Genomic DNA, 19,777 nt, shown 5'->3' on the forward strand with positions numbered 1-19,777 from the left:
TGATGGATCATGGTGGTGTCACGTTTTAGTTAATGTAGCCCTACACTCTTTTACTATGAGTAAACTTCATATCGTTTTTGATAATCCAGTAATTCCTAATAACACAGGTAATGCTATTAGGACTTCCGCCGTAACTGGTGCAAGTTTGCACCTTATTGAGCCGCTGGGGTTTAACTTTGAAGACAAGAACCTCAAACGTGCAGGGTTGGATTACCACGACTTAGCTGATGTCCATATTCATTCGACTTTCGATGCCTGCATGAATGCTTTAACGCATTCTAGGGTCTTTGCTTTTTCCTCTCATGCAACCACTTGGTACACCGATATCGAATATAAAGAAGGTGATGTCCTCCTATTCGGTACCGAACCGACAGGATTACCAATTGAACACCTTGAACATCCTCGCATTACTCAGCAGGTACGAATCCCCATGTTACCGGCACGTCGTTCCATGAATCTTTCCAATTGCGCATCCATCGCGATTTATGAAGCCTGGCGCCAGTTGGGCTTTGAAGGAGCACAATAGTTCCAACGCTTCAGCAAAGATAAGGGAGCAGCAACACTGTATTAAGGCGTTGCTGCTCGCTTATCAATTCTGAATGGTTTCTTTAAAGTACGTCATCAAAATTTGATTGTGTATCAAGCCGTTGTGGTCGTTCTAATGCGGAAGGAGTCACAGCTGCCGGAGATTCTGGGGCCGGTGCGGCGATAGGACTGCTTGGTGTGATTGGATCTGAAGAAGCAATAGGTGCACTGCTGTCAAGAGAATCGGATGCTGGTGTGAGCGTAGATGCATGTTCATCATCAACGTCCATCCAATCTGGGCGTGAGTTCTTACGCCGTTTGTCATTCAACCGAGTGAATTGAATCGCGAGTTCTACAAGCAGGCATAATGACGCGCCGAGCGCCACCATTGAATATGGATCTTGGCCTGGTGTCATGAACGCAGCAAAAATAAAGACAGATACGATAATGATGCGTCGCTTATCTTTGATTGATTCATAGCTTAAAATTCCGGCGAGATTGAGCATTGCGATAATAAGTGGCACCTCAAAGCTCACACCGAACATGACAAGCAGGGTGAGGATGAAATTGAAGTATTGGCCGCCAGACAACGCGGTTACCTGAAACTCGCCACCCATTGTGAGTAGAAACTGCAGACCAATTGCGATAACAAAATAGGCTAAAACAGCACCGGAAACGAATAAAGTAACTGCCGCTGTGACAAAACACAACGTCCACCGGCGTTCGTTTTTCATCAATCCTGGCGTAATAAAAGCCCACAACTGGTGCAGCCACACTGGCGAAGCGAAGACTGAACCTGCAAGCGCGCCAACTTTGAGGCGAAGCATAAACATCTCAAACGGGCTGGTGGCGATGAGTCTGCACTCACCGTCAAGAGTTAACACAGCCCTGTTTTCAGGCGGAAGCGAACAGTATGGTCCGCGCAAGATATCGCCAAGGGAACGTAGCGTAAACCAATGGAGGTTGACTGGGTGCTGATACCACATGAACCCCACGATGGTGCCAACAATCAAAGCCAAAACTGAGATGATCACTCTACGGCGAAGTTCTTGCAAATGCTCTACAAGAGACATCGAGCCATCGGTAGGACGTTTCGGACGTACAGAAAAAGGATTATGAATCCGATTCCGACGAACCCTCGTCGCCTTGGTAGCGGACTGAACATCAACGTTGCTCATTTGAGTTCCTTAAGTACATTATGCGTAAACCCCTTTCTATATATGGTTGGGGCTTACGCATAAATACCAGTGTTATTGCTGTGGACGCTGAATATCAGTTGGCTGTGGCTGTGGAATCTCTACAGGATTGACAACTTGCTGCTGAGCCTGTGCTGCGATCTGGCGCTGCTGCTGTTGCTCCTCATAGCGTTGATCGTCATTGCTCATTTCTTTTACTTCGGACTTAAAAATGCGCATAGAGCGGCCAAGAGAACGTGCTGCATCGGGGAGCTTTTTGGCACCAAAAAGCAGTACAACGATGACGAGGATTAACAGGATTTCGGTAGGTCCTAGGTTCATGATGAGCCTTTCTTTCAAGGTCGATAGTAAGCAATCATTCTAAGGACTCTTTCCCCTCAAACTGATTGCCCTCGGCATGTTCACTAGCATACGCGGTCAAGCCCAATTTGGCTGACTCACGCACGCTATTAACTAGAGGAGATCTGACGTCTCTTAAACGCATGCGGTCTGCATTGCGTTTTAAAGTATCAATGAGCCACGAAGTGGAGACTACTGGCATGACCGCTCGAATCCAGCCGTTGTGTGCGGGCTGAACGTCTTCGAGTGGAAATACCGTGGTTAGCCATTGGGCGGATTCGCATATTTCAATTTCAATGTGTTGTTCAGCTGTTTGGAGTTCAAACGGGTCGGAGGCATCGAAGTGCAAAGAAGATACGTGTGGCTCGGCAGGTTGTGTATTCAACCGCACATTGCGAATCTGAGTCGTCAAAAACGTTCGGTGTGATTGAGCTTTGTGGTCCCAACCAACTAAGTAGGTGGATCCATCAGCGCTAAAAAGCCGAGTAGCACTAACTATTCGTTCTGTTGTGGTGTCTTTTGCGCGGGAATAGTAAACAAATCGCAGTTGCACCCGTTGAGTCATAGAGTCGCGAATGACATCAATAACTGGTTCTGCGGGAGGAGTATCTTCGAAACGCTGCGAATCGAATACAGCGGAAGATTCAGGGCCCATAATTTCTCGAAGTTTTTTAGCTGCACTTTTTACCGTTTCCATGTGAACTAATTCAGGAAATTGTTCGAGATATTCCAAAGATAGTAGCAACGCACCTGCTTCAGTTCGTGTAAGTCGAAGCGGAGCGTCCATGCCTTGACTATCAAGGATAGTTACAGATTGAAGTTGTGCATCAAGATCAACTAGTTCATCAGGAAAGGTACCTGGACCACAGCAAAACAGTCGGTTGAGGTCTTCTTTAATTTGGCTTGGCGTCGATCCTAAATCAACCGCAGCCTCCATCATGGAACGTCCTGGGTGAGCTTGAAAGTAGGGCAACAAATTAAGCAAACGGACCAGATCAGCAAGTCGGTGATTGGCGTTATTGCGATAAGTAGGCTCTATTTTAATCAGCCCCTGCAGCTTGTTTGAGCAGCGATACGACATCAGTAATGAGATCGGTAGGGCTGAGCGCTCGTGCATGCGGCGCATATCGTGCAAGCGTTCGCACCAACCAATCACGGTCGACATCGCGAAGTAACAATGTGCCGTCTTGTTGCCATTCTCCCCTACTTGTCAACTCCTGTGCCTTGTCTGGCTGTGCCGCGATCACTGCGTTGACGAGGAGCTTCCCACGACGAAGTTGTTCTTTTACTAATTGTTGAAGGTCAATGCTGGCATCTGGCTCTACAAAATCAGTTTCTGAATCAATGCGTCGGATCCCAGCAACTTTCGTGATGCGAAAACAACGAGGTGCTTGTCTATCGTGATCGTAGCCAACTAGATAAACTCGGTCTCGTTCGCTCACAATCGACCACGGATCCATAACGCGTTGTTGAGGCGATGAAGTAGACGTTTCGTAATAATCAAAAGTTATGGCACTTCGGTGTGTGCGGGCAGCTAAGATCGCATCAAAATCGCGGGCGGCAATAGCATTAACGTCGTTTACTGGCGTGTACCGAGGAGTACTCGTGAGCTCGCGTTGAACACCGCTAGCCGCAATTTTAGTCCACCCAGATCGAGAAAAAGTAGCTAATTCGTCTCCTAGGCCCATTTGTCCAGCCAGTGCTAAAACCGTCGCTTCTTCAGGAGTGAAAGTCACTTCAGGAAGTGAATAATCTTCGGTGCGCAAACGATAAAGAGTTTGTGCACCGGTAGCGATTGTTTCGATCGGAACACCGGCGCGGTCAAGGGCTGCGCGATCACGTTTGAATAATTGATGCGCAGCAGCATCGCTGCGGATCTGACCTGCAGAATTTTTTGCATAACCATCTACATGTTTTATAACCCAGTCAGCTGAAATATAGTGTCTGCCCTGGGTTTCGGCGCGCAAAAATGCAAAGGTCAAGTTCACGATTCTTTCCAGCGCTACATCTTTACCCATGACAAGCCTCCATGTTATCCGCACTTATGAATTTGCAGTTTCTGTATTGTACGAATCCGCATGAGTTCTCATGTAGCTAATGAGTTGATCCACACGGTCATCCGTGTTTTCAAATGGATCAGTAAGCTCAATAATTTGAGGCTCTGGCCGGTTTACTTTAAGCCGCAGCCAATCAGCAGTTATGGGCGCGTTAAGATGCCTAGCCGCAGCTAAAAACTCTCCGCGCAGAGCTGCGCGGGTAGTTGATGGCGCAATGCGTGTGGCATTTTCTATATCGGTTTCGTTGATCCACCTATTGACTAACTGCTTCGATTCCAAAACAGGAAAAATGCCTCGGCCAGGGCGAATATCGTGGTATGCCAAATCTAATTGCGCCAATTTTGGATGAGTAAAGTCAGACTCACTGCAACCAATGCGACGCTGAGCTCGGCGCAATAGCGATAATTTGATAGCCCAGTCGATATCCCGAGATAGAGCTTGGAGATCGTTCGATTCGATAGCCGAGATAGTATCGAGCCACAATGACACAACCTTATGCATTTCAGCGTTTGGCGTTCCTTCTGCGTCGTCGCGTTGCTCGAGCCAGCGCAGAGCTTTTTCGGCATATCGACGCTGGATTTCAATGGCTGCCATCGATGTCCCGTTTTTCAGCGGCACTGGAACTATGCCAGTAATAACTCGAGAGATTTCCCTAATTGCGGCAATTTCATTGCTCAGCTCAAGGTCATGGCTTAAAACACCAGCTTCAATCATCTCAAGAACCAGTTGTGTGGAGCCTATCTTCAACGCACATGTTGTCTCGGACATGTTTGAATCGCCGACGATGACATGGAGTCTTCGAAAACGATGGGAATCTGCATGCGGTTCATCTCGAGTATTAATAATCGGACGGGACCTAGTTGTGGCGCTAGATACGCCCTCCCACACGTGGTCAGCTCGTTGAGAGACTTGAAATTGCCCATCTTGGATGGATCCAGCTCCGCAAATAAGCTGACGGGTAATTAGAAACGGCAGAAGTTGTTTTCCCAGAGTTTTGAGGACAACCTCTCTGCTTACAAGATAATTCTCATGGCAGCCGTAGGAATTTCCGAGCGAGTCAAGATTGTTCTTAAATAGGTAAACCCTGCCTTCAATTCCTTCCGCTGCAAGTGCAGTTTCCGCCCGTCGCGCTAACTGATCAACAATTTTATCGCCAGCACGGTCATAGGTGATTAGCTGGGAAAGCGAATCACATTCGGCAGAAGCATATTCGGGGTGGGAACCCACGTCCAAGTATAGACGCGCCCCGTTGGGGATAAACACGTTGGAGCTTCCCCATTCCTCCACAACGGGACGGAACATATAGCGTGCTACCTCATCCGCACCGAGGCGCTGACGACTATTGTCGCCGACACAAGTGATTCCGTATTCGGTCTCTATGCCCGTGATTCGTCGTGTAAAAACTGTGCGTTCGTGCTCGCTCACGGATTTACTGTCCACCTTTCTGAACATAGGAACGAACGAACTCTTCAGCGTTTGATTCCAAAAGACCGTCAATTTCGTCTAAAAGATCATCAACTCCAGCTGTGTTGATACTTACTTGACCAGCTGAAACCCCAGGAGTGGCAGTATCGTCAGAGTGTCCATTGCCACCGGAATGAATTCGGCTACCGTTCTGGTTCATAATGATTGCTCCTTAAAGATCTAAGTTATTAGCGTACCCTTGCATGAGAACAAAGTTTTACGTCAAGGAAATAGTTGTGACCGGTAACCATTGAGACAAAATAGTAGCAACCTCTTTGGCTGAAGAGGCAGTGTCGACAGTGGTGATTGCTTCCGTCGACAGTGATTGAACCACTGGCATTTTGATCTTTGTAGCTTGATCACTAGACGTTTGAAGTGTGATGGAATCCCAACTTGCTTGGACAACGCTGTCAGGAAAACGTGAGATTAGGCTGCCCCGTAAATAAGCACGGCTACCTTTTGGCGGTGACCAAGCAGCATTATTAATCTGCTCGGTAGACACTAGAGTTCTCATGCGACCTTTGCGGACGAGCGTGTGATAAAGGCTTTTGGCCGGATCAATATCAGCGTACTGCAGATCGATGAGCTGAATCTTAGGATCATCAATCGATACTCCACGCTTAATGAATGAAGAAATAAGCTGCCACTTGGCACACCAGTCAAGTCGGTCGGCAGCATAGAAAGGTCCCTTGTGTAGCAAATCCAGTATCTCAGACCATTCCTTCAAAACGTCAAGATCGTCATCTGACTGTGGAGATACGCGTTTGCGGTACTCGTCGAGGAGCTCGAGTGCCGTCAAAGTTCTTCCATCGCGAAGGACAATTTTGTGCGTAAGCGTGAGATCATGTGAAATCGCACTTACCTCTGCGACCGGATTGGCAACCGCGAGGTCGGAAAAATCAACTCCAGTTTCAATCGCGTCGAGCACTAACGAAGTCATGCCAATTTTCAAATAGTTAGAAGTTTGCGACATATTGGCATCACCGATGATGACATGCAGGCGACCAAAATGTTCACTATCTGCATGCGGTTCATCGCGGGTATTGATAATGCCACGATTAAGCGTTGTTTCCAGTGAAATTTCTTGCTCAATATAATCGGCACGTTGGCTAATCTGGAAACCAGATTTTTCGCCATGTTGCCCTATTCCAACTCGACCCGCTCCAATGATTACTTGCCGAATAATGAAAAAGGGAATCAAACTTGAAGCAATCTCTTCAAAAGGAGTTGCGCGATCATAGAGGTAATTTTCGTGGCTACCATAGCTGGCGCCTTTACCATCCACATTGTTTTTATAAATTTTTAGTGGTGGACATGGATCATGATGTTCTAACACCGAATGCTTACGCTGGGAATTTTCAGCGACAAGTTCCACTGCACGATTCATTACTACGTCACCTGCGGCATCGTAGAGCATCGCCTCGAAAGCAGAACTTGTTTCAGGCGATGAATACTCTGGGTGCGCATGGTCAACATAAAACCGTCCTCCGTTAATGAGAACTGAATTAGCTACGCCCAAAGCATGAGGATCCACGACCGGAACTGTGCGGTAACGACGTAAATCGAAGCCACGAAGATCTCTTAGTGGTGATTCTTCTGAAAAGTCCCAACGAGCTTGAGACGCGCACCGCTCCCCCAGCGAAAACGCCACCACTGCATGAGTCGACGTGACGATAGGGCTCAGCATGGTGTTTGACGGAGTCGCTATTCCGTATTCTGTCTCTGTACCAACAAATCTGCTCATCGTTGTCCTCCCAGTACTCGGGCGTGTGCTACTCGAAGTCCATGGCGGCCGATGATACGACTCCAATCATCAGGATTAGATGTATTCGGCAAGTCTTCACTCTCATGATTTTCAGTGTCAATCGCTGCAATCAGGTGTTCTGAAGCAACTCCTGAGTGTCGGCCTGCGATATGGTCTTTGATCGCACATTTTTTTGCACGATCGACGATGTTGGCGATTATCGCCCCTGAAACAAAATCTCGGTAGTGCAGGATTTCAGTGCTACCATCGATTAACGACAATTCCACATAGGGATTATCAGCATAAAGATGATCGACAGCATTATTTATCAGTGAATCAATAGGCTCAGCAGTTGGAATGTTCTGTTTCAAATGGCGCGCGAAAACGTCACGGGCTGCTTGTTTATCAGGACGTTCTACACGAATCTTCACGTCTAAACGGCCTGGACGCAAAATAGCTGGATCAATTAATTCTTCACGATTTGTAGCACCGATGATGATGACATTGCTTAAGGACTCTACGCCATCAAGTTCAGTTAAAAGTTGCGGAACCACGGTGGTTTCCATATCAGAGCTAACTCCAGATCCTCTGGTACGGAAAATGGACTCCATTTCATCAAAAAATACGATGACAGGACGTCCCTCTTCGGCGAGTTCGCGAGCTCGCTCGAAAATTAGTCGAATTCGACGTTCAGTTTCACCGACATACTTGTTCAGCAGTTCGGGGCCTTTGACATTAATGAAATAACTACGGTTACCCGCTCCGATTCTTTGTGCCAAAGAATTGGCCACGGCTTTAGCGATCAAAGTTTTACCACAACCAGGTGGCCCATAGAGCAAAACTCCCTTGGGAGGCTTGAGATCATAAGCACGATAAAGATCAGGCTGAATAAACGGAAGTTCTACAGCATCATGAATAAGCTCAATTTGGCTATCTAGACCGCCGATATCTGCATATGTCACATCAGGAACTTCTTCCAGCGCCAATGTGGACACTTCCGTTTTGGGTATTACTTCGAAGGCATAGCCGGCGCGTGGAGCGACGAGGAGCGTATCACCTGCTTTAGGCAGCTTATCGACGCCTTCTGTCAGTGCTGCGGCAAGCTTAACAACGCGCTCTTCGCCAGTATGATCGCAGATTAAACCACGATTATCAGCGAGAAGTTCTACTAGTGTAGCCAGTTGCCCAGTAGTACTTATGTCGCATACTTCTACTACTTGACTTGCCTCGCCCAAGCGAACCTGCACACCGGGAACCAGTTCAAATTTATCTACATTCGGTGAAATCCGTAAACGCATGTGCCGACCGGCGGTAAAAACCTCTGCAGTTTCTCGACCACCAGAAAATTCAAGAAACGTGCCATACGTGGACGGAGGAGCTGCCAAAGCCTCCAGCTGATCCTGCAAAATAGACAGCTTATCCCGAGAAGCCTTGAGCAATTCAGCTAATTTCGCATTACGTGCGCTCAGGTCCGAAATGGTTCGTTGCAGATGCGCCGTCGACTCGGATGGATCAGATGTAAGCATGACCCTTACCTTACTAATTTCCCAACACTGGTGTTGCCATTAGCAGGCAATAAGCGGCACCTTTTTTATAAGGTGCCGCTTATTGCCTGCTAGGAGCCTACTTACGTGCGCGTCGCTGCGGACGTGGTGGGACGGTACCGTCGGCAAGTCGACGTGTCCAAATCAAGAATGCAGTGTGAGCATTCATACGGTGTTCAGGTCGCGTAGCCAACCCCTCTACACGCCATTCACGGACGAGAGATTCCCAAGCACGAGGCTCGGTAAAACATTTAAGTTCGCGAATCCCCTCCATGACCTTCATCAGCTGAGGGACGGTCGCTACATACGCCATTAGCACTCCGCCTGGGATGAGCAACCGAGACGCTGTCTCCAAACACTCCCAAGGGGCCAGCATGTCCAAGATGATGCGGTCTACTGAACCACCCAGATCTTCAACAGTTACATCCTGCAAATCACCTAAGCGAGGGGACCATGTTTCGGGACGGTAACCGAAAAATTCATCAACGTTATTTTCGGCATATTCAAGATGGTCTTCTCGAATCTCATAAGAAAAGACATGACCTTCGTGGCCAACAGCCCGCAATAGCGCCATCGATAGAGCACCTGACCCTGCACCGGCTTCTAACACCCGCGCGCCGGGGAAAATATCTCCTTCGACCAAAATTTGGGCAGAGTCTTTTGGATAAATCACTGCAGCACCGCGAGGCATAGAAAGCACGTGATCGACCATCAGGTGTCTGAAACATAAGTATTCGTATCCTTGCTCAGACTTAACGACAGTGCCTTCAGCGTTTCCGATAATATCGTCATGATGAATTATGCCTTTATGCGTATGATACGCACCACCTGCTTCAAGAACTATCGTTGCATGCCGGCGCTTGGGGTCAGTGAGTTGTACGCGATCACCAGCCTGAAATGGTCCAGAGTTTGCCATGAGAATTTAACCTACCAGATACGCGTGCAGACACCGTGATAACCAATAGATATCTGTGATGCTGGCTAATTCTCGAGCAGAGTGCATGGAAAGCAACGGAACTCCGACATCTACAGTAGTAATGCCCAGCCGAGTTGCCGTTATGGGGCCAATAGTCGAACCACATGGGACGCTGTTATTGCCCACGAAGACCTGATGACTACTTCCGGCTTTCATGCAAGCGCGTACCCACATTGCCTCTGTTTCAGTATTGGACGCATAACGTTGGTTCGCATTGACTTTCAATGCAGGGCCGCCACCCATAACAGGATGATTTAAAGGATCATGTTGATGCGCATAATTTGGATGAATTGAGTGAGCTGCGTCTGCTGAAATGCACGTGGAGCGTGTGATCATTTGCTTTGTTTTTTCAGCGTCTGCACCTAACCCAGCAGCTGTTCTAGTTAGTACGTCTTCTAAAATAGGTCCGGCAGCCCCAGTTGTTGTGGCACTACCGACTTCCTCATGGTCAAAAGCGGCGAAAACAAGAATGTCCTTCATCGGTGCACGGCCAAGCACATTATCTTCAGCCGCCTCCACAAATGCTTTAAGCCCAGGAAAAACGCTGGAAAGATTATCTAAACGCCCTGCAGCGAGAAAATCAGAGGTTGCGCCAAAAATTTCACCAGGCTGAGCATCTACCGTAATCAAATCATGTGAAATAATCTCTTGCTTGTTAACGCCTGCTGCAGTTGCGATCACATCCATAATCGATAAATCTGGTTCGCCAACGGCAAATATTGGTTGGGTATGCCGTTGACGATCAATAGATAACGACGTGTTTGCATCTCGATCTAGATGAATAGCAAGGTGCGGAATTCTTAGCACAGGAGCAGTAGCTACAGTGCGAGTGGAGCCGTCGATAAGTCCGATGCGACCGGCTAAAACTAATTCACGATCGAACCAAGAAGCTAAAATAGGACCACCATAGACCTCTACAGATGCTTGTTGCCATCCAGAAGACATAAGATCAGGGTGATATTTCAGCTTAAAGCCGGGTGAATCATTATGCGCACCGATGATCCTAAAACCCGATGAAGTATCAGCCGACGTCGGGACATACCATGCCATCAGTGCCCCACCGCGAATCATAAAATGACCGCCTGGGGTGCTATCCCAATCGGCAGTTTCATCGACTTGATGAAATCCCGCTTCTTGTAACAATTGTGCGCCTTGCTGAGCAGCATGAAATGAACTAGGGGAATTAGCGATAAAACTAACCAGCTCCCAAGCCATAGCTTCCGTTTGTGAACGAACGTGTTCGCTATGGTCCCGATCAGCTTTAGGGATACCGCGACGATCAGAAAATGATGAATCCATAATCACCCAGTCTAGCCTTCCCATCCTTTAAACAACGCGTGTTTCCTTTCAAGCTTGTGACTAGCAACATGCAAATGTCAGTCTAGGCTCATACAATATTGGACTTGATGACAACCTCAACTCCTTCCGCCTCTCCCCTCGCCTTGTCGCCTTCTCGTGCTAACGATTATCAGCAATGCCCATTGCTGTACCGCTTCCGTGCCATTGACAAACTTCCAGAGCCCAAAACTGTAGCCCAAGTCAAAGGCACACTCGTACATGCCGTGCTTGAAGAAATGCATGGCTGGCCTCGAAATGAGCGACTTTTTCCAGCTGCAGTTAAACGATTGAAACCCCATTGGTCATTAATGTGCAGCAAAGATTCTGAATTAGTTTCGCTGGTTCCGGAAGAAGATACTTATGATTTTCTCGTAGAATGCCGCTCACTTCTTCGAGGCTACTTTGAGCTGGAAAACCCACAAGGTTTCGATGCACTGGCATGTGAAATGTACGTCAATGCGACATTGCCTAATGGAGTACCCATCAGAGTATTCATAGACCGAGTTGATAAAGCTCCGACCGGCGAAATTCGCGTCGTGGATTACAAAACGGGTAAAAAACCAATTCCTCGTTTTAGCCAGCAAGCTCAATTCCAAATGCGCTTTTATGCTCTGGTGTATTGGCGGATCTACGGACGCATCCCAGATCAATTGCGATTGATGTATCTCAAAGTCGCCGACTCGTTGTTTCTTACTCCATCACGTGAAGAACTTGAATATTTCGAACGTGATATCCAAGAACTATGGGAGAAAATTGTCGCCGACGGAGAAACCGGTCAGTTTCGCCCCAAAACTTCGAAACTCTGTGGCTGGTGTTCATTTCAAAACCTTTGTCCAGCTTTTGACGGAACACCGCCAGCCTACCCAGGTTGGCCAGGCATAGCTGATGCTCCTCCGTGTTCCACTGTCAACGCTTCAAAGGGTTTGACAGGCTAACCAAGGTAGAGCTAGAAGCCCGATCCCGCATAGCATGGAATGAGACTACAGCTATTGCAGGAAAGGGTGGAAAGTATTGTGCTGAATTCCAGAATGTCGAGTGCACACGCTCCGTTCAATCCAGTGCCCCGCCATCCTGGCAAGGTATTGGAAACCGAGTATCTCGTCCCACAAAAGATCTCGCATTATGACCTTGCCAAGCAACTACATATCACAGAAACATCTCTTGATCATTTCATCGCAGGCGAAACTGACGTAGATGATGTTTTAGCTTTCGGTCTTGCTCATGTTTTCAGAGAATCGCCAGAATTATGGATTCGCAGACAACAAGATTGGGACACTTTTTTAGAGCAAGAGCGCTAGAGGCCGATCAAAGCGGGAAGCGGCTATTGTATGGTTCCTGCTTCCCGCTTAATTACCTTTTAGAAAAGGCCTTTGATCTCTCCATTTTCAACTCCGATGTTTTCAGCGGCTGGTTTTTTCGGAAGGCCAGGCATGGTCATGACATCACCGGTAAGAGCAACGATAAATCCTGCACCGATTCGTGGCAATAAATTGCGAACGTGAAGAGTATGTCCTTCTGGACGCCCTAGCTGAGATGGATCATCACTGAACGAATATTGCGTCTTGGAAATACATACTGGCAAGCGATCCCATCCATTTTCTTGCAAATATGCCAGATCTTGACGCGCTTGCTTAGACAACTCAACATCTGCCGCGCCGTATATTTTTTGCGAAATCGTGAGCAGTGATGCTTCAATTCCCAGTTCGGGGTCATAAAGTTGATGCGAAGTTTGATTCTGCATCGAGACTGCAACTGCGTCGGCAAGTTCCAGTGCCCCTTGCCCACCATGAGTCCAAACTTCGACCGGGATCAATTGAACTGACATTGTTTCAGCCCAAGCTTTGAGCTGATTGATTTCTGCATCAGTATCCGAGGCAAATTTATTCAGTGCAACAATTGGTTCGATACCAAACGCACGAATATTTTCAACGTGCCGTTCGAGATTGACGACTCCAGATGCAAGAGCTTCAAGGTTTTCGGCTGTGAGCTTATCTTTAGGAACGCCGGCGTTGTATTTAAGGGACCTTACAGTTGCGACAACGACGGTTGCAGCAACATTGAGGTTGCCTACACGCGACTTAATATCGAAGAATTTTTCAGCACCGAGATCGGACCCAAATCCTGCTTCCGTCAGTACGACATCTCCGAGTGACAGTGCCGTTTTTGTAGCGATAAGAGAGTTACACCCATGGGCAATATTCGCGAATGGCCCACCATGGCACAACGCAGGTGTTCCACCCAATGTTTGAACTAAATTCGGATTAACTGCATCACGAAGCAACGCTGCAAGTGCTCCTTGCGCATTAAGTTGACCAACGGTAACTGGTTCACCGATAAATGTCTGGCCTACGACAATTCGTTCCAAGCGTGCTTCCAAATCTGTCAGATCTGCTGCCAGACATAGAATCGCCATGATTTCGCTCGCGGCTGTAATCGTGAATCCTGTTTCAGTTGGCACTCCATGTGCTTTACCACCTAGACCAGTCACAACTTTGCGCAAAGAGCGGTCGTTTACATCTAGGCAACGTTGCCAAGTAATCCGACGGACATCAATTCCTAGAGCATTGCCTTGATGAATGTGATTGTCAATCATTGCTGCCAGCGTGTTGTTAGCTGCCGTGATTGTATGAAAGTCTCCGGTGAAATGCAGATTGATGTCTTCCATAGGGACGATCTGCGAATATCCACCACCTGCGGCTCCACCTTTAATTCCCATTACGGGTCCTAGAGAAGGTTCGCGAATAGCAACAATGGAATTATGGCCGCGTAGTCGCATTGCGTCCGAAAGACCAATGAGGACAGTCGATTTGCCTTCGCCGGCGGGCGTTGGTGAAATCCCTGTCACGAGCACGAGTTTTCCAGTGTTTTCGCGCGGAATCCGATTAATATCTATTTTCGCTTTTGTAAAGCCATAAGGAATCAGAGCATCGGAAGGTACTCCAGCTCGATTGGCAATGTCAGCGATGGGCTCGAGGGTATGAGCTTGGGCAATTTCAACGTCCGTCGGCATTGGCGATTCGATGCTTTCTAGTCGAGGTACTGGTGGACAAGCACTAACAAAGGAGTATCGATAGCTGAGCAAATTAATAAGCCTCGATACCCTTGAACTATCAGTTTAGGGTATCGAGGCTTATTCGACTGAAAAACTAGTTATCTAGGTAGAGGGTTCCGCGAAACGAAGGATGCATTAGATTTTCCTTGGACAGGATTTGGTTCAAAGTCTCTTCATCCATGAGCCCCTTTTCCAGTACGAGCTCACGTACGGACTTACCGGTCTCAGCAGCTTCCTTGCCAATCACGTCACCCATATGGTGACCAATGAAAGGGTTGAGATAGGTAACGATACCAATGGAATTATCTACGTAGGCGCGACATACGTCAGCATTTGCGGTAATCCCTTCGACACACTTGTGCTGAAGGGTGACTGCAGCATTACCGAGAATTCGAATCGACTCAAACAGGGCTTGGCCGATAACCGGTTCCATCACATTGAGCTGGAGCTGGCCAGCTTCTGCTGCCATGGTGACGGTAAGATCGTTGCCAAAAACCTTGAAGCAAACTTGGTTAACAACCTCAGGGATAACTGGGTTGACCTTTGCCGGCATGATCGATGAACCTGCAGCTCGAGCGGGAAGATTAATCTCGTTGAGACCTGCGCGTGGTCCGGAGCTGAGCAGTCGAAGATCATTGCAGATCTTAGAAAGCTTCATCGCAGTACGTTTAACAGCTGCATGGGCAAGAACATACGCACCGGTGTCTGAAGTAGCTTCAATAAGATCGCGTGCAGACTTAATTTCCAAGCCGGTGCACTCGGACAATGCTGCTACAACCTGATAACGGTAACCGGCTGGGGTGTTCAAGCCAGTGCCGATAGCGGTCGCGCCCAAATTAACTTCCTTGAGCCGGTCGGAAGCCATACGCAGAACGCTTTGCTCCTCAGCCAAGTTATGAGCGAATGCCTGGAATTCCTCACCTAAAGTCATCGGTACAGCGTCTTGGAGCTGTGTGCGACCCATCTTCAGAATATCGGTGAACTCATCACCTTTGGCATGGAATGCGAACTGTAGATCGTCAATACGAGTGATCAGTTCCTGCATAGCCTCATAGACACCCAAACGGAATCCTGTTGGGTAGGCATCGTTAGTTGATTGGCTCATGTTGACGTCATCATTGGGGTTGATGATGTCATAGGATCCCTTTGGCTTACCCAGATGCTCCAGTGCGAGGTTGGCGATAACCTCATTCGTGTTCATGTTGACGCTTGTACCAGCGCCTCCTTGGAACACATCGATTGGGAACTGATCCATGCAACGACCGTGATCCAGGATTTGATCGCAAGCCCATACAATGGCATCGCACTTGTCTTTCGGCAGCGTATGGAGGCGTCGGTTGGCAAGCGCGGTAGCCTTCTTTACCTGAACCATGCCACGAATGAACTCTGGCACATCATTAATGGTGGCGCTAGAGATCTTGTAATTGTCGATGGCGCGAAGAGTGTGGACGCCATAATAAACGTCGTCAGGAACTTCCATCTCGCCCAAGAGGTCTTCTTCGATACGGAATCCTGGTGCAGCTTTCTTAGTGGCGTGCTTTGTTGTTACATCTGCCGCAATGGGGGCATCGCTTACTTTCTCTGTGGTGCCTTCGGTTTTTCCGTCGAGAACATCATTGGTTACCTCGGCGTTTTTCGAGCCCTTTGTGTTTTTAGCTTGGGAAGCCATTTAAACTCTCCTATTGTAGTGACTGGGCGATTTCTTACATTTAAAGGGTACGTCAAAATAAGGAATTATGCACCCGATAATTAATTAGAAATTAATAGCTCTACCTGCTGTTAGTTAGATATTTCAACCTTTTTCCACTTCAAAGCACATTTGAGAAAACAAAAACCACCATTTTAAAAATGGTGGTTTTTGTCACCCTAGATTGAGGTGATATTTCGATATTCGATTAGAAATCAATATTCGACGGGATGATGGATCGCAATGAACCGTGAATTAGAGAATAAGTCCGCCAAAAAGGAATCCCAATGCCACAGATATCGCAATACCAACAGTTCCAGGAATGAGGAATGGGTGGTTAAACACGGCTTTGCCGATCCTTGTCGAACCTGTATCGTCCATCTCAACTGCAGCCAATAGAGTTGGATAGGTTGGCAAAACGAATAGCGCCGATACAGCGGCAAACGAGGCGATGACGGTCAGTGGGGAGACACCGATAGCCAGTGCAGCAGGAATTAACGCCTTAGCGGTTGCAGCCTGCGAATAGAGTAGCGCGGCGGCGACGAAGAGAACGACCGCGAGCATCCACGGCGAGCGCTCGAGGATGTCACCTGAGAACCCCTTAATTCCCTCGATGTAATGGTTGATCAAAGTTGTTCCCAACCAAGCAACGCCGAGAACGCAGACACAAGCGGACATCCCGGAGCGGAATACCTGAGTATTCAAAATGTCGCCTGCCGGAATCTTGCAAGCCATAACGGTGATTGTCGCTGCAGTGAGCATCATCGACATAATCGCTTCATTGCGAGGCAACGCAGGATCCGTAATCAGTCCTACTTGATCGGAAATCAATGTGGCGTACACCATAACGGCGACAATTGCTGCAAGGAAAATTCCTACCGAAAGCTTTGCTGCGCTTGTTGGGACATAGGACTCTTTCTTGCCAGGGGCTGCAACGAGGCCATCTGCAAGACGCTGTTGGTAAACCGGATCATCATATAGGTCTTTCCCGAGAAGATTGCATAGCCAAGCAGTTGGGAAGATAGCAAGAAATGTTGCGGGGATAACGATTGCCAAAAGGGACAGATACCCTACCCCTAAAGGTTCCAGCGCGGAAGCCAAAAAGACGACTGCTGCAGAAATTGGAGATGCTGTAATCGCCATCTGGGATGCCGGAACGGCAACAGAAAGTGGACGCGAAGGGCGCACTCCAGATTCTTTAGAAACTTCCACGATCACTGGAAGCGTGGAAAACGCTGTATGCCCTGTTCCTGCGAACAAGGTCATCAGATAGGTAACTACAGGTGCGACATAGGTAATATGCTTTGGATTCTTACGCAAAGCACGTTCCGCCAAATGCACCAAATAATCCATGCCACCGGCACGCTGCATAGCAGAAATCGCTGCAATAACAGCCATGATGATACCGATAACGTCGAAAGGAATATCTTCTCTCGTCACCGGCACTCCGGTGGCACCGAGAAGAAGGACTCCGATGCCACCGGCAAAGCCGATAGCAATTGAGCCGAGTCGTGCACCGAGGACAATTGCGGCGAGCACGATGAGAATGTGGACGAAAACCACTGTGACACCCGACCTTTACATATTTCAGGTCTGCATTATGCAGGTATGAGTAGCGACGAGATGTCGCTGGAGGGACACTACAAATTTCCGCAAATGCAGAAATCAGCTTCCTTTCTATCGTGCACTTATGAAACTGGTTATAGCAACCTAGCTTTTAATAGAAATAAGCCGGATTTCATGCATTAGATTATGTAAATATCGAATAGTAAATCATTTTGTAAGGTCACAGTGCATTTCTGCCACAATAGTTAGTCAACTGACAAATTGATCACACTATAAAGGTATAGAAATAAAACTGCACATTAGGTGATATCACCATTAATGTGCAGTTAATTTATTTTTAAAAATGATATGGCTAACTACAAGCGTGCAATACGAATCTCAGAAGCCAAAATTGCTTGAGCACCTAGCTCAGAAAGCCGGTCCATGATGTGGTTGGCTTCTTTACGCGGCACCATTGCACGCACTGCTACCCAGTTTTCGCGGGCCAGAGGTGAGACGGTTGGACCTGAAATACCTGGTGTGATTTTTTCAGAAGCGGCGAGGTTTACTCGATCGATGTTGTAATCAAGCATGAGGTAATTCTGGGCATGTAGGATACCTTCGATGCGATGAAGGAAAACCTTTTGCTCGTTGTCAACCACATTACCTTTTTGACCGACAATGACAGCTTCGGATTGGCAAATCACGTCACCGAAAGTTGCGAGACCTTGTTTGCGTAATGTCCGGCCTGTTGAAACTACGTCAGCGATGGCATCAGCTACGCCAAGTTTAATCGAGATTTCTACAGCACCATCAAGCCGAATGACAGTTGCGTTAATACCACGCGCTTGCAAAGCATCTCGAACTAAATTGGGGTATGAAGTTGCAATGCGCTTGCCTTCGAGCATTTCAACAGTCCATTTTTGATCTGCAGGAGCTGCATATCTAAAGGATGAATTGCCAAATCCGAGACTCATCACTTCTTCGACGTTTGCATGGGAATCCGTAGCAAGATCTCGACCAGTGATGCCGAGGTCTAGTTGTCCTCCAGCGACATAAATAGCGATGTCTTTAGGACGAAGAAAAAAGAATTCTACGTCATTTGTTTTGTCATAAACATTGAGAGTCTTAGATTCTCCTCGGCCGGCATAACCCGCCTCAGCGAGAATCTCTACTGCAGCCTCAGACAAAGAACCTTTATTTGGGATAGCAATTTTTAGCATATATTTGTGTAGTCTTATCGAAATAAATGGGGGTAAGCATGCGGCAAAAACCTACCTAAACACTCTGGTTATCTGCGGTAATTAAAGATATTTATAGATATCTTCCGGAGTAAGGCCACGTTTGATCATGATGATTTGGGCCCAGTACATAAGTTGCGAGATCTCTTCAGCGAGTTCTGCATCGCTCTGGTACTCAGCGGCTAGCCAAACTTCACCGGCCTCTTCAATAACTTTTTTGCCTAAAGTGTGGAGGCCCGAATCTAAAGCAGCAACCGTGCCGGAGCCTTCAGGTCGCTTTTCTGCTCGTTCGGCTAGTTCATGGTAAAAGGAATCGAAATTTTTCACCCCTTTAGTATGACATACCTATTGAGCATTCGGTGACAATGTTGCGTACCATTGCACAATTTCTTCGGCTGATACACCTCTGAAATCTGCAGATCCGTGTAGTCGTGATAACGGAACAACACCTTCGGGTAATGGCTGGTTATTCAGGTGATCGACAACAGAAATTACGATGCAGCCGGCAGCTAATCCACCAAGCATTCCGCTCTTTGAATCTTCAAAAACAATGCACCCTTCTGGAGGCACTCCCAATGCTTGTGCCCCTTTAAGATACACATCGGGAGCAGGTTTTGGATTAGCGACTTCATCGCCACACACTGTCGCCTTAAAGTATTCGATCCCTACTGCTCCTATGGAATGATTTGCGATTGACCGAATGGTGTTTGTTGCAATAGCCATTGGAATCTCAGCATTTCGGCATGAGTCCAGTACTTCTTTGATTCCTGGATTTGGCAAAAGAGAACTATCGAACTTTTCCGTGACGTAGCGTGACATAAACGATTGCCAGTACTTCTTGGCTTCAGAATCTAGTTCTATTCCAGCGTTGCTGGCGCAAAGGCTAACAGTGAAATTAAAGCTAGAGCCCACAGTTTCCCGCTGTTGAGCTGCTGTTAGACGTTTACCCATTTCGGTGCTCATTGCAAAAGTGGCTTGAGCCCAAATTCCTTCAGAATCGACAAGAGTGCCGTCCATATCCCATAAAATTCCGCGAAGCATATGTCATAGGCTAGCAATCGACCTATGC

General features: G+C 47.6%; 19 protein-coding genes. 3 read left to right on the top strand and 16 right to left on the bottom strand.

Going from position 1 to position 19,777, the window contains the following annotated elements; genetic code table 11:
• Window positions 1–55: 55 nt before the first annotated feature.
• Window positions 56–526, top strand: coding sequence for a tRNA (cytidine(34)-2'-O)-methyltransferase (locus tag ABMV07_RS06995; protein WP_088267038.1), 471 nt, complete (start codon window positions 56–58; stop codon window positions 524–526).
• An 82-nt stretch (window positions 527–608) separates the two neighbouring features.
• On the opposite strand, the gene tatC is transcribed toward ABMV07_RS06995, so the two are convergent.
• From tatC to ABMV07_RS07045, 10 genes are all read right to left on the bottom strand, one after another.
• Complete coding sequence (gene tatC / locus ABMV07_RS07000) at window positions 609–1,703, bottom strand: twin-arginine translocase subunit TatC (RefSeq protein ID WP_088267039.1); 1,095 nt, start codon at window positions 1,701–1,703, stop codon at window positions 609–611.
• A gap of 72 nt (window positions 1,704–1,775) precedes the next feature.
• A complete protein-coding gene (tatA, locus tag ABMV07_RS07005) occupies window positions 1,776–2,042 on the bottom strand; it encodes a Sec-independent protein translocase subunit TatA (RefSeq protein WP_003851463.1) in 267 nt (88 codons plus the stop codon).
• A gap of 34 nt (window positions 2,043–2,076) precedes the next feature.
• Complete coding sequence (locus ABMV07_RS07010; RefSeq protein ID WP_088267060.1) at window positions 2,077–3,036, bottom strand: helix-turn-helix transcriptional regulator; 960 nt, start codon at window positions 3,034–3,036, stop codon at window positions 2,077–2,079.
• Window positions 3,037–3,100: 64 nt separating this feature from the next.
• Window positions 3,101–4,078, bottom strand: a complete 978-nt coding sequence (locus ABMV07_RS07015) for a helix-turn-helix transcriptional regulator (protein WP_088267040.1) — start codon at window positions 4,076–4,078, stop codon at window positions 3,101–3,103.
• A gap of 24 nt (window positions 4,079–4,102) precedes the next feature.
• On the bottom strand, window positions 4,103–5,569 hold the full coding sequence (pafA, locus tag ABMV07_RS07020) for a Pup--protein ligase (RefSeq protein WP_162841376.1): 1,467 nt from the start codon (window positions 5,567–5,569) through the stop codon (window positions 4,103–4,105).
• Window positions 5,547–5,741 (bottom strand): ubiquitin-like protein Pup, encoded by a 195-nt coding sequence (locus ABMV07_RS07025; RefSeq protein ID WP_088267042.1) that lies wholly within the window; start codon window positions 5,739–5,741, stop codon window positions 5,547–5,549. The genes pafA and ABMV07_RS07025 overlap by 23 nt, the downstream gene beginning before the upstream one ends.
• A 57-nt stretch (window positions 5,742–5,798) precedes the next feature.
• Window positions 5,799–7,325, bottom strand: a complete 1,527-nt coding sequence (dop, locus tag ABMV07_RS07030; protein ID WP_088267043.1) for a depupylase/deamidase Dop — start codon at window positions 7,323–7,325, stop codon at window positions 5,799–5,801.
• Window positions 7,322–8,851 carry a proteasome ATPase gene (arc, locus tag ABMV07_RS07035; protein WP_088267044.1) on the bottom strand — a complete coding sequence of 510 codons (1,530 nt, stop codon included), beginning with the start codon at window positions 8,849–8,851 and terminating at the stop codon, window positions 7,322–7,324. The genes dop and arc overlap by 4 nt, the downstream gene beginning before the upstream one ends.
• 97 nt (window positions 8,852–8,948) lie before the next feature.
• The gene (locus tag ABMV07_RS07040; protein ID WP_196977367.1) at window positions 8,949–9,785 is read right to left on the bottom strand and encodes a tRNA (adenine-N1)-methyltransferase; all 837 of its coding nucleotides are present in this window, start codon (window positions 9,783–9,785) and stop codon (window positions 8,949–8,951) included.
• 6 nt (window positions 9,786–9,791) lie between these two features.
• Window positions 9,792–11,168 (bottom strand): M18 family aminopeptidase, encoded by a 1,377-nt coding sequence (locus tag ABMV07_RS07045; RefSeq protein ID WP_088267046.1) that lies wholly within the window; start codon window positions 11,166–11,168, stop codon window positions 9,792–9,794.
• Window positions 11,169–11,251: 83 nt separating this feature from the next.
• On the opposite strand from ABMV07_RS07045, the gene ABMV07_RS07050 reads away from it, so the two are divergent.
• Together ABMV07_RS07050 and ABMV07_RS07055 are read left to right on the top strand one after the other, a co-directional pair.
• Window positions 11,252–12,118: a RecB family exonuclease gene (locus tag ABMV07_RS07050; protein WP_374065013.1), complete on the top strand. Its 867-nt coding sequence runs from the start codon at window positions 11,252–11,254 to the stop codon at window positions 12,116–12,118.
• 93 nt (window positions 12,119–12,211) lie between these two features.
• A complete protein-coding gene (locus ABMV07_RS07055; protein WP_088267048.1) occupies window positions 12,212–12,481 on the top strand; it encodes a HigA family addiction module antitoxin in 270 nt (89 codons plus the stop codon).
• A 59-nt stretch (window positions 12,482–12,540) separates the two neighbouring features.
• Here ABMV07_RS07055 and ABMV07_RS07060 read toward each other — a convergent pair whose 3' ends face one another.
• From ABMV07_RS07060 to ABMV07_RS07085, 6 genes are all read right to left on the bottom strand, one after another.
• On the bottom strand, window positions 12,541–14,193 hold the full coding sequence (locus ABMV07_RS07060) for a formate--tetrahydrofolate ligase (protein ID WP_088267049.1): 1,653 nt from the start codon (window positions 14,191–14,193) through the stop codon (window positions 12,541–12,543).
• 136 nt (window positions 14,194–14,329) lie between these two features.
• Window positions 14,330–15,904: an aspartate ammonia-lyase gene (gene aspA / locus ABMV07_RS07065; RefSeq protein WP_088267050.1), complete on the bottom strand. Its 1,575-nt coding sequence runs from the start codon at window positions 15,902–15,904 to the stop codon at window positions 14,330–14,332.
• Window positions 15,905–16,177: 273 nt separating this feature from the next.
• A complete protein-coding gene (locus ABMV07_RS07070) occupies window positions 16,178–17,485 on the bottom strand; it encodes an anaerobic C4-dicarboxylate transporter (RefSeq protein ID WP_088267051.1) in 1,308 nt (435 codons plus the stop codon).
• A gap of 359 nt (window positions 17,486–17,844) precedes the next feature.
• Window positions 17,845–18,690, bottom strand: coding sequence for an ATP phosphoribosyltransferase (gene hisG / locus ABMV07_RS07075; RefSeq protein ID WP_197690060.1), 846 nt, complete (start codon window positions 18,688–18,690; stop codon window positions 17,845–17,847).
• A gap of 81 nt (window positions 18,691–18,771) precedes the next feature.
• A complete protein-coding gene (locus ABMV07_RS07080) occupies window positions 18,772–19,035 on the bottom strand; it encodes a phosphoribosyl-ATP diphosphatase (RefSeq protein WP_088267053.1) in 264 nt (87 codons plus the stop codon).
• A gap of 18 nt (window positions 19,036–19,053) precedes the next feature.
• On the bottom strand, window positions 19,054–19,749 hold the full coding sequence (locus tag ABMV07_RS07085; protein WP_088267054.1) for an HAD family hydrolase: 696 nt from the start codon (window positions 19,747–19,749) through the stop codon (window positions 19,054–19,056).
• Window positions 19,750–19,777 lie beyond the last annotated feature (28 nt).

It is taken from the genome of Corynebacterium belfantii, assembly GCF_041898185.1.
GTDB lineage: Bacteria > Actinomycetota > Actinomycetes > Mycobacteriales > Mycobacteriaceae > Corynebacterium > Corynebacterium belfantii.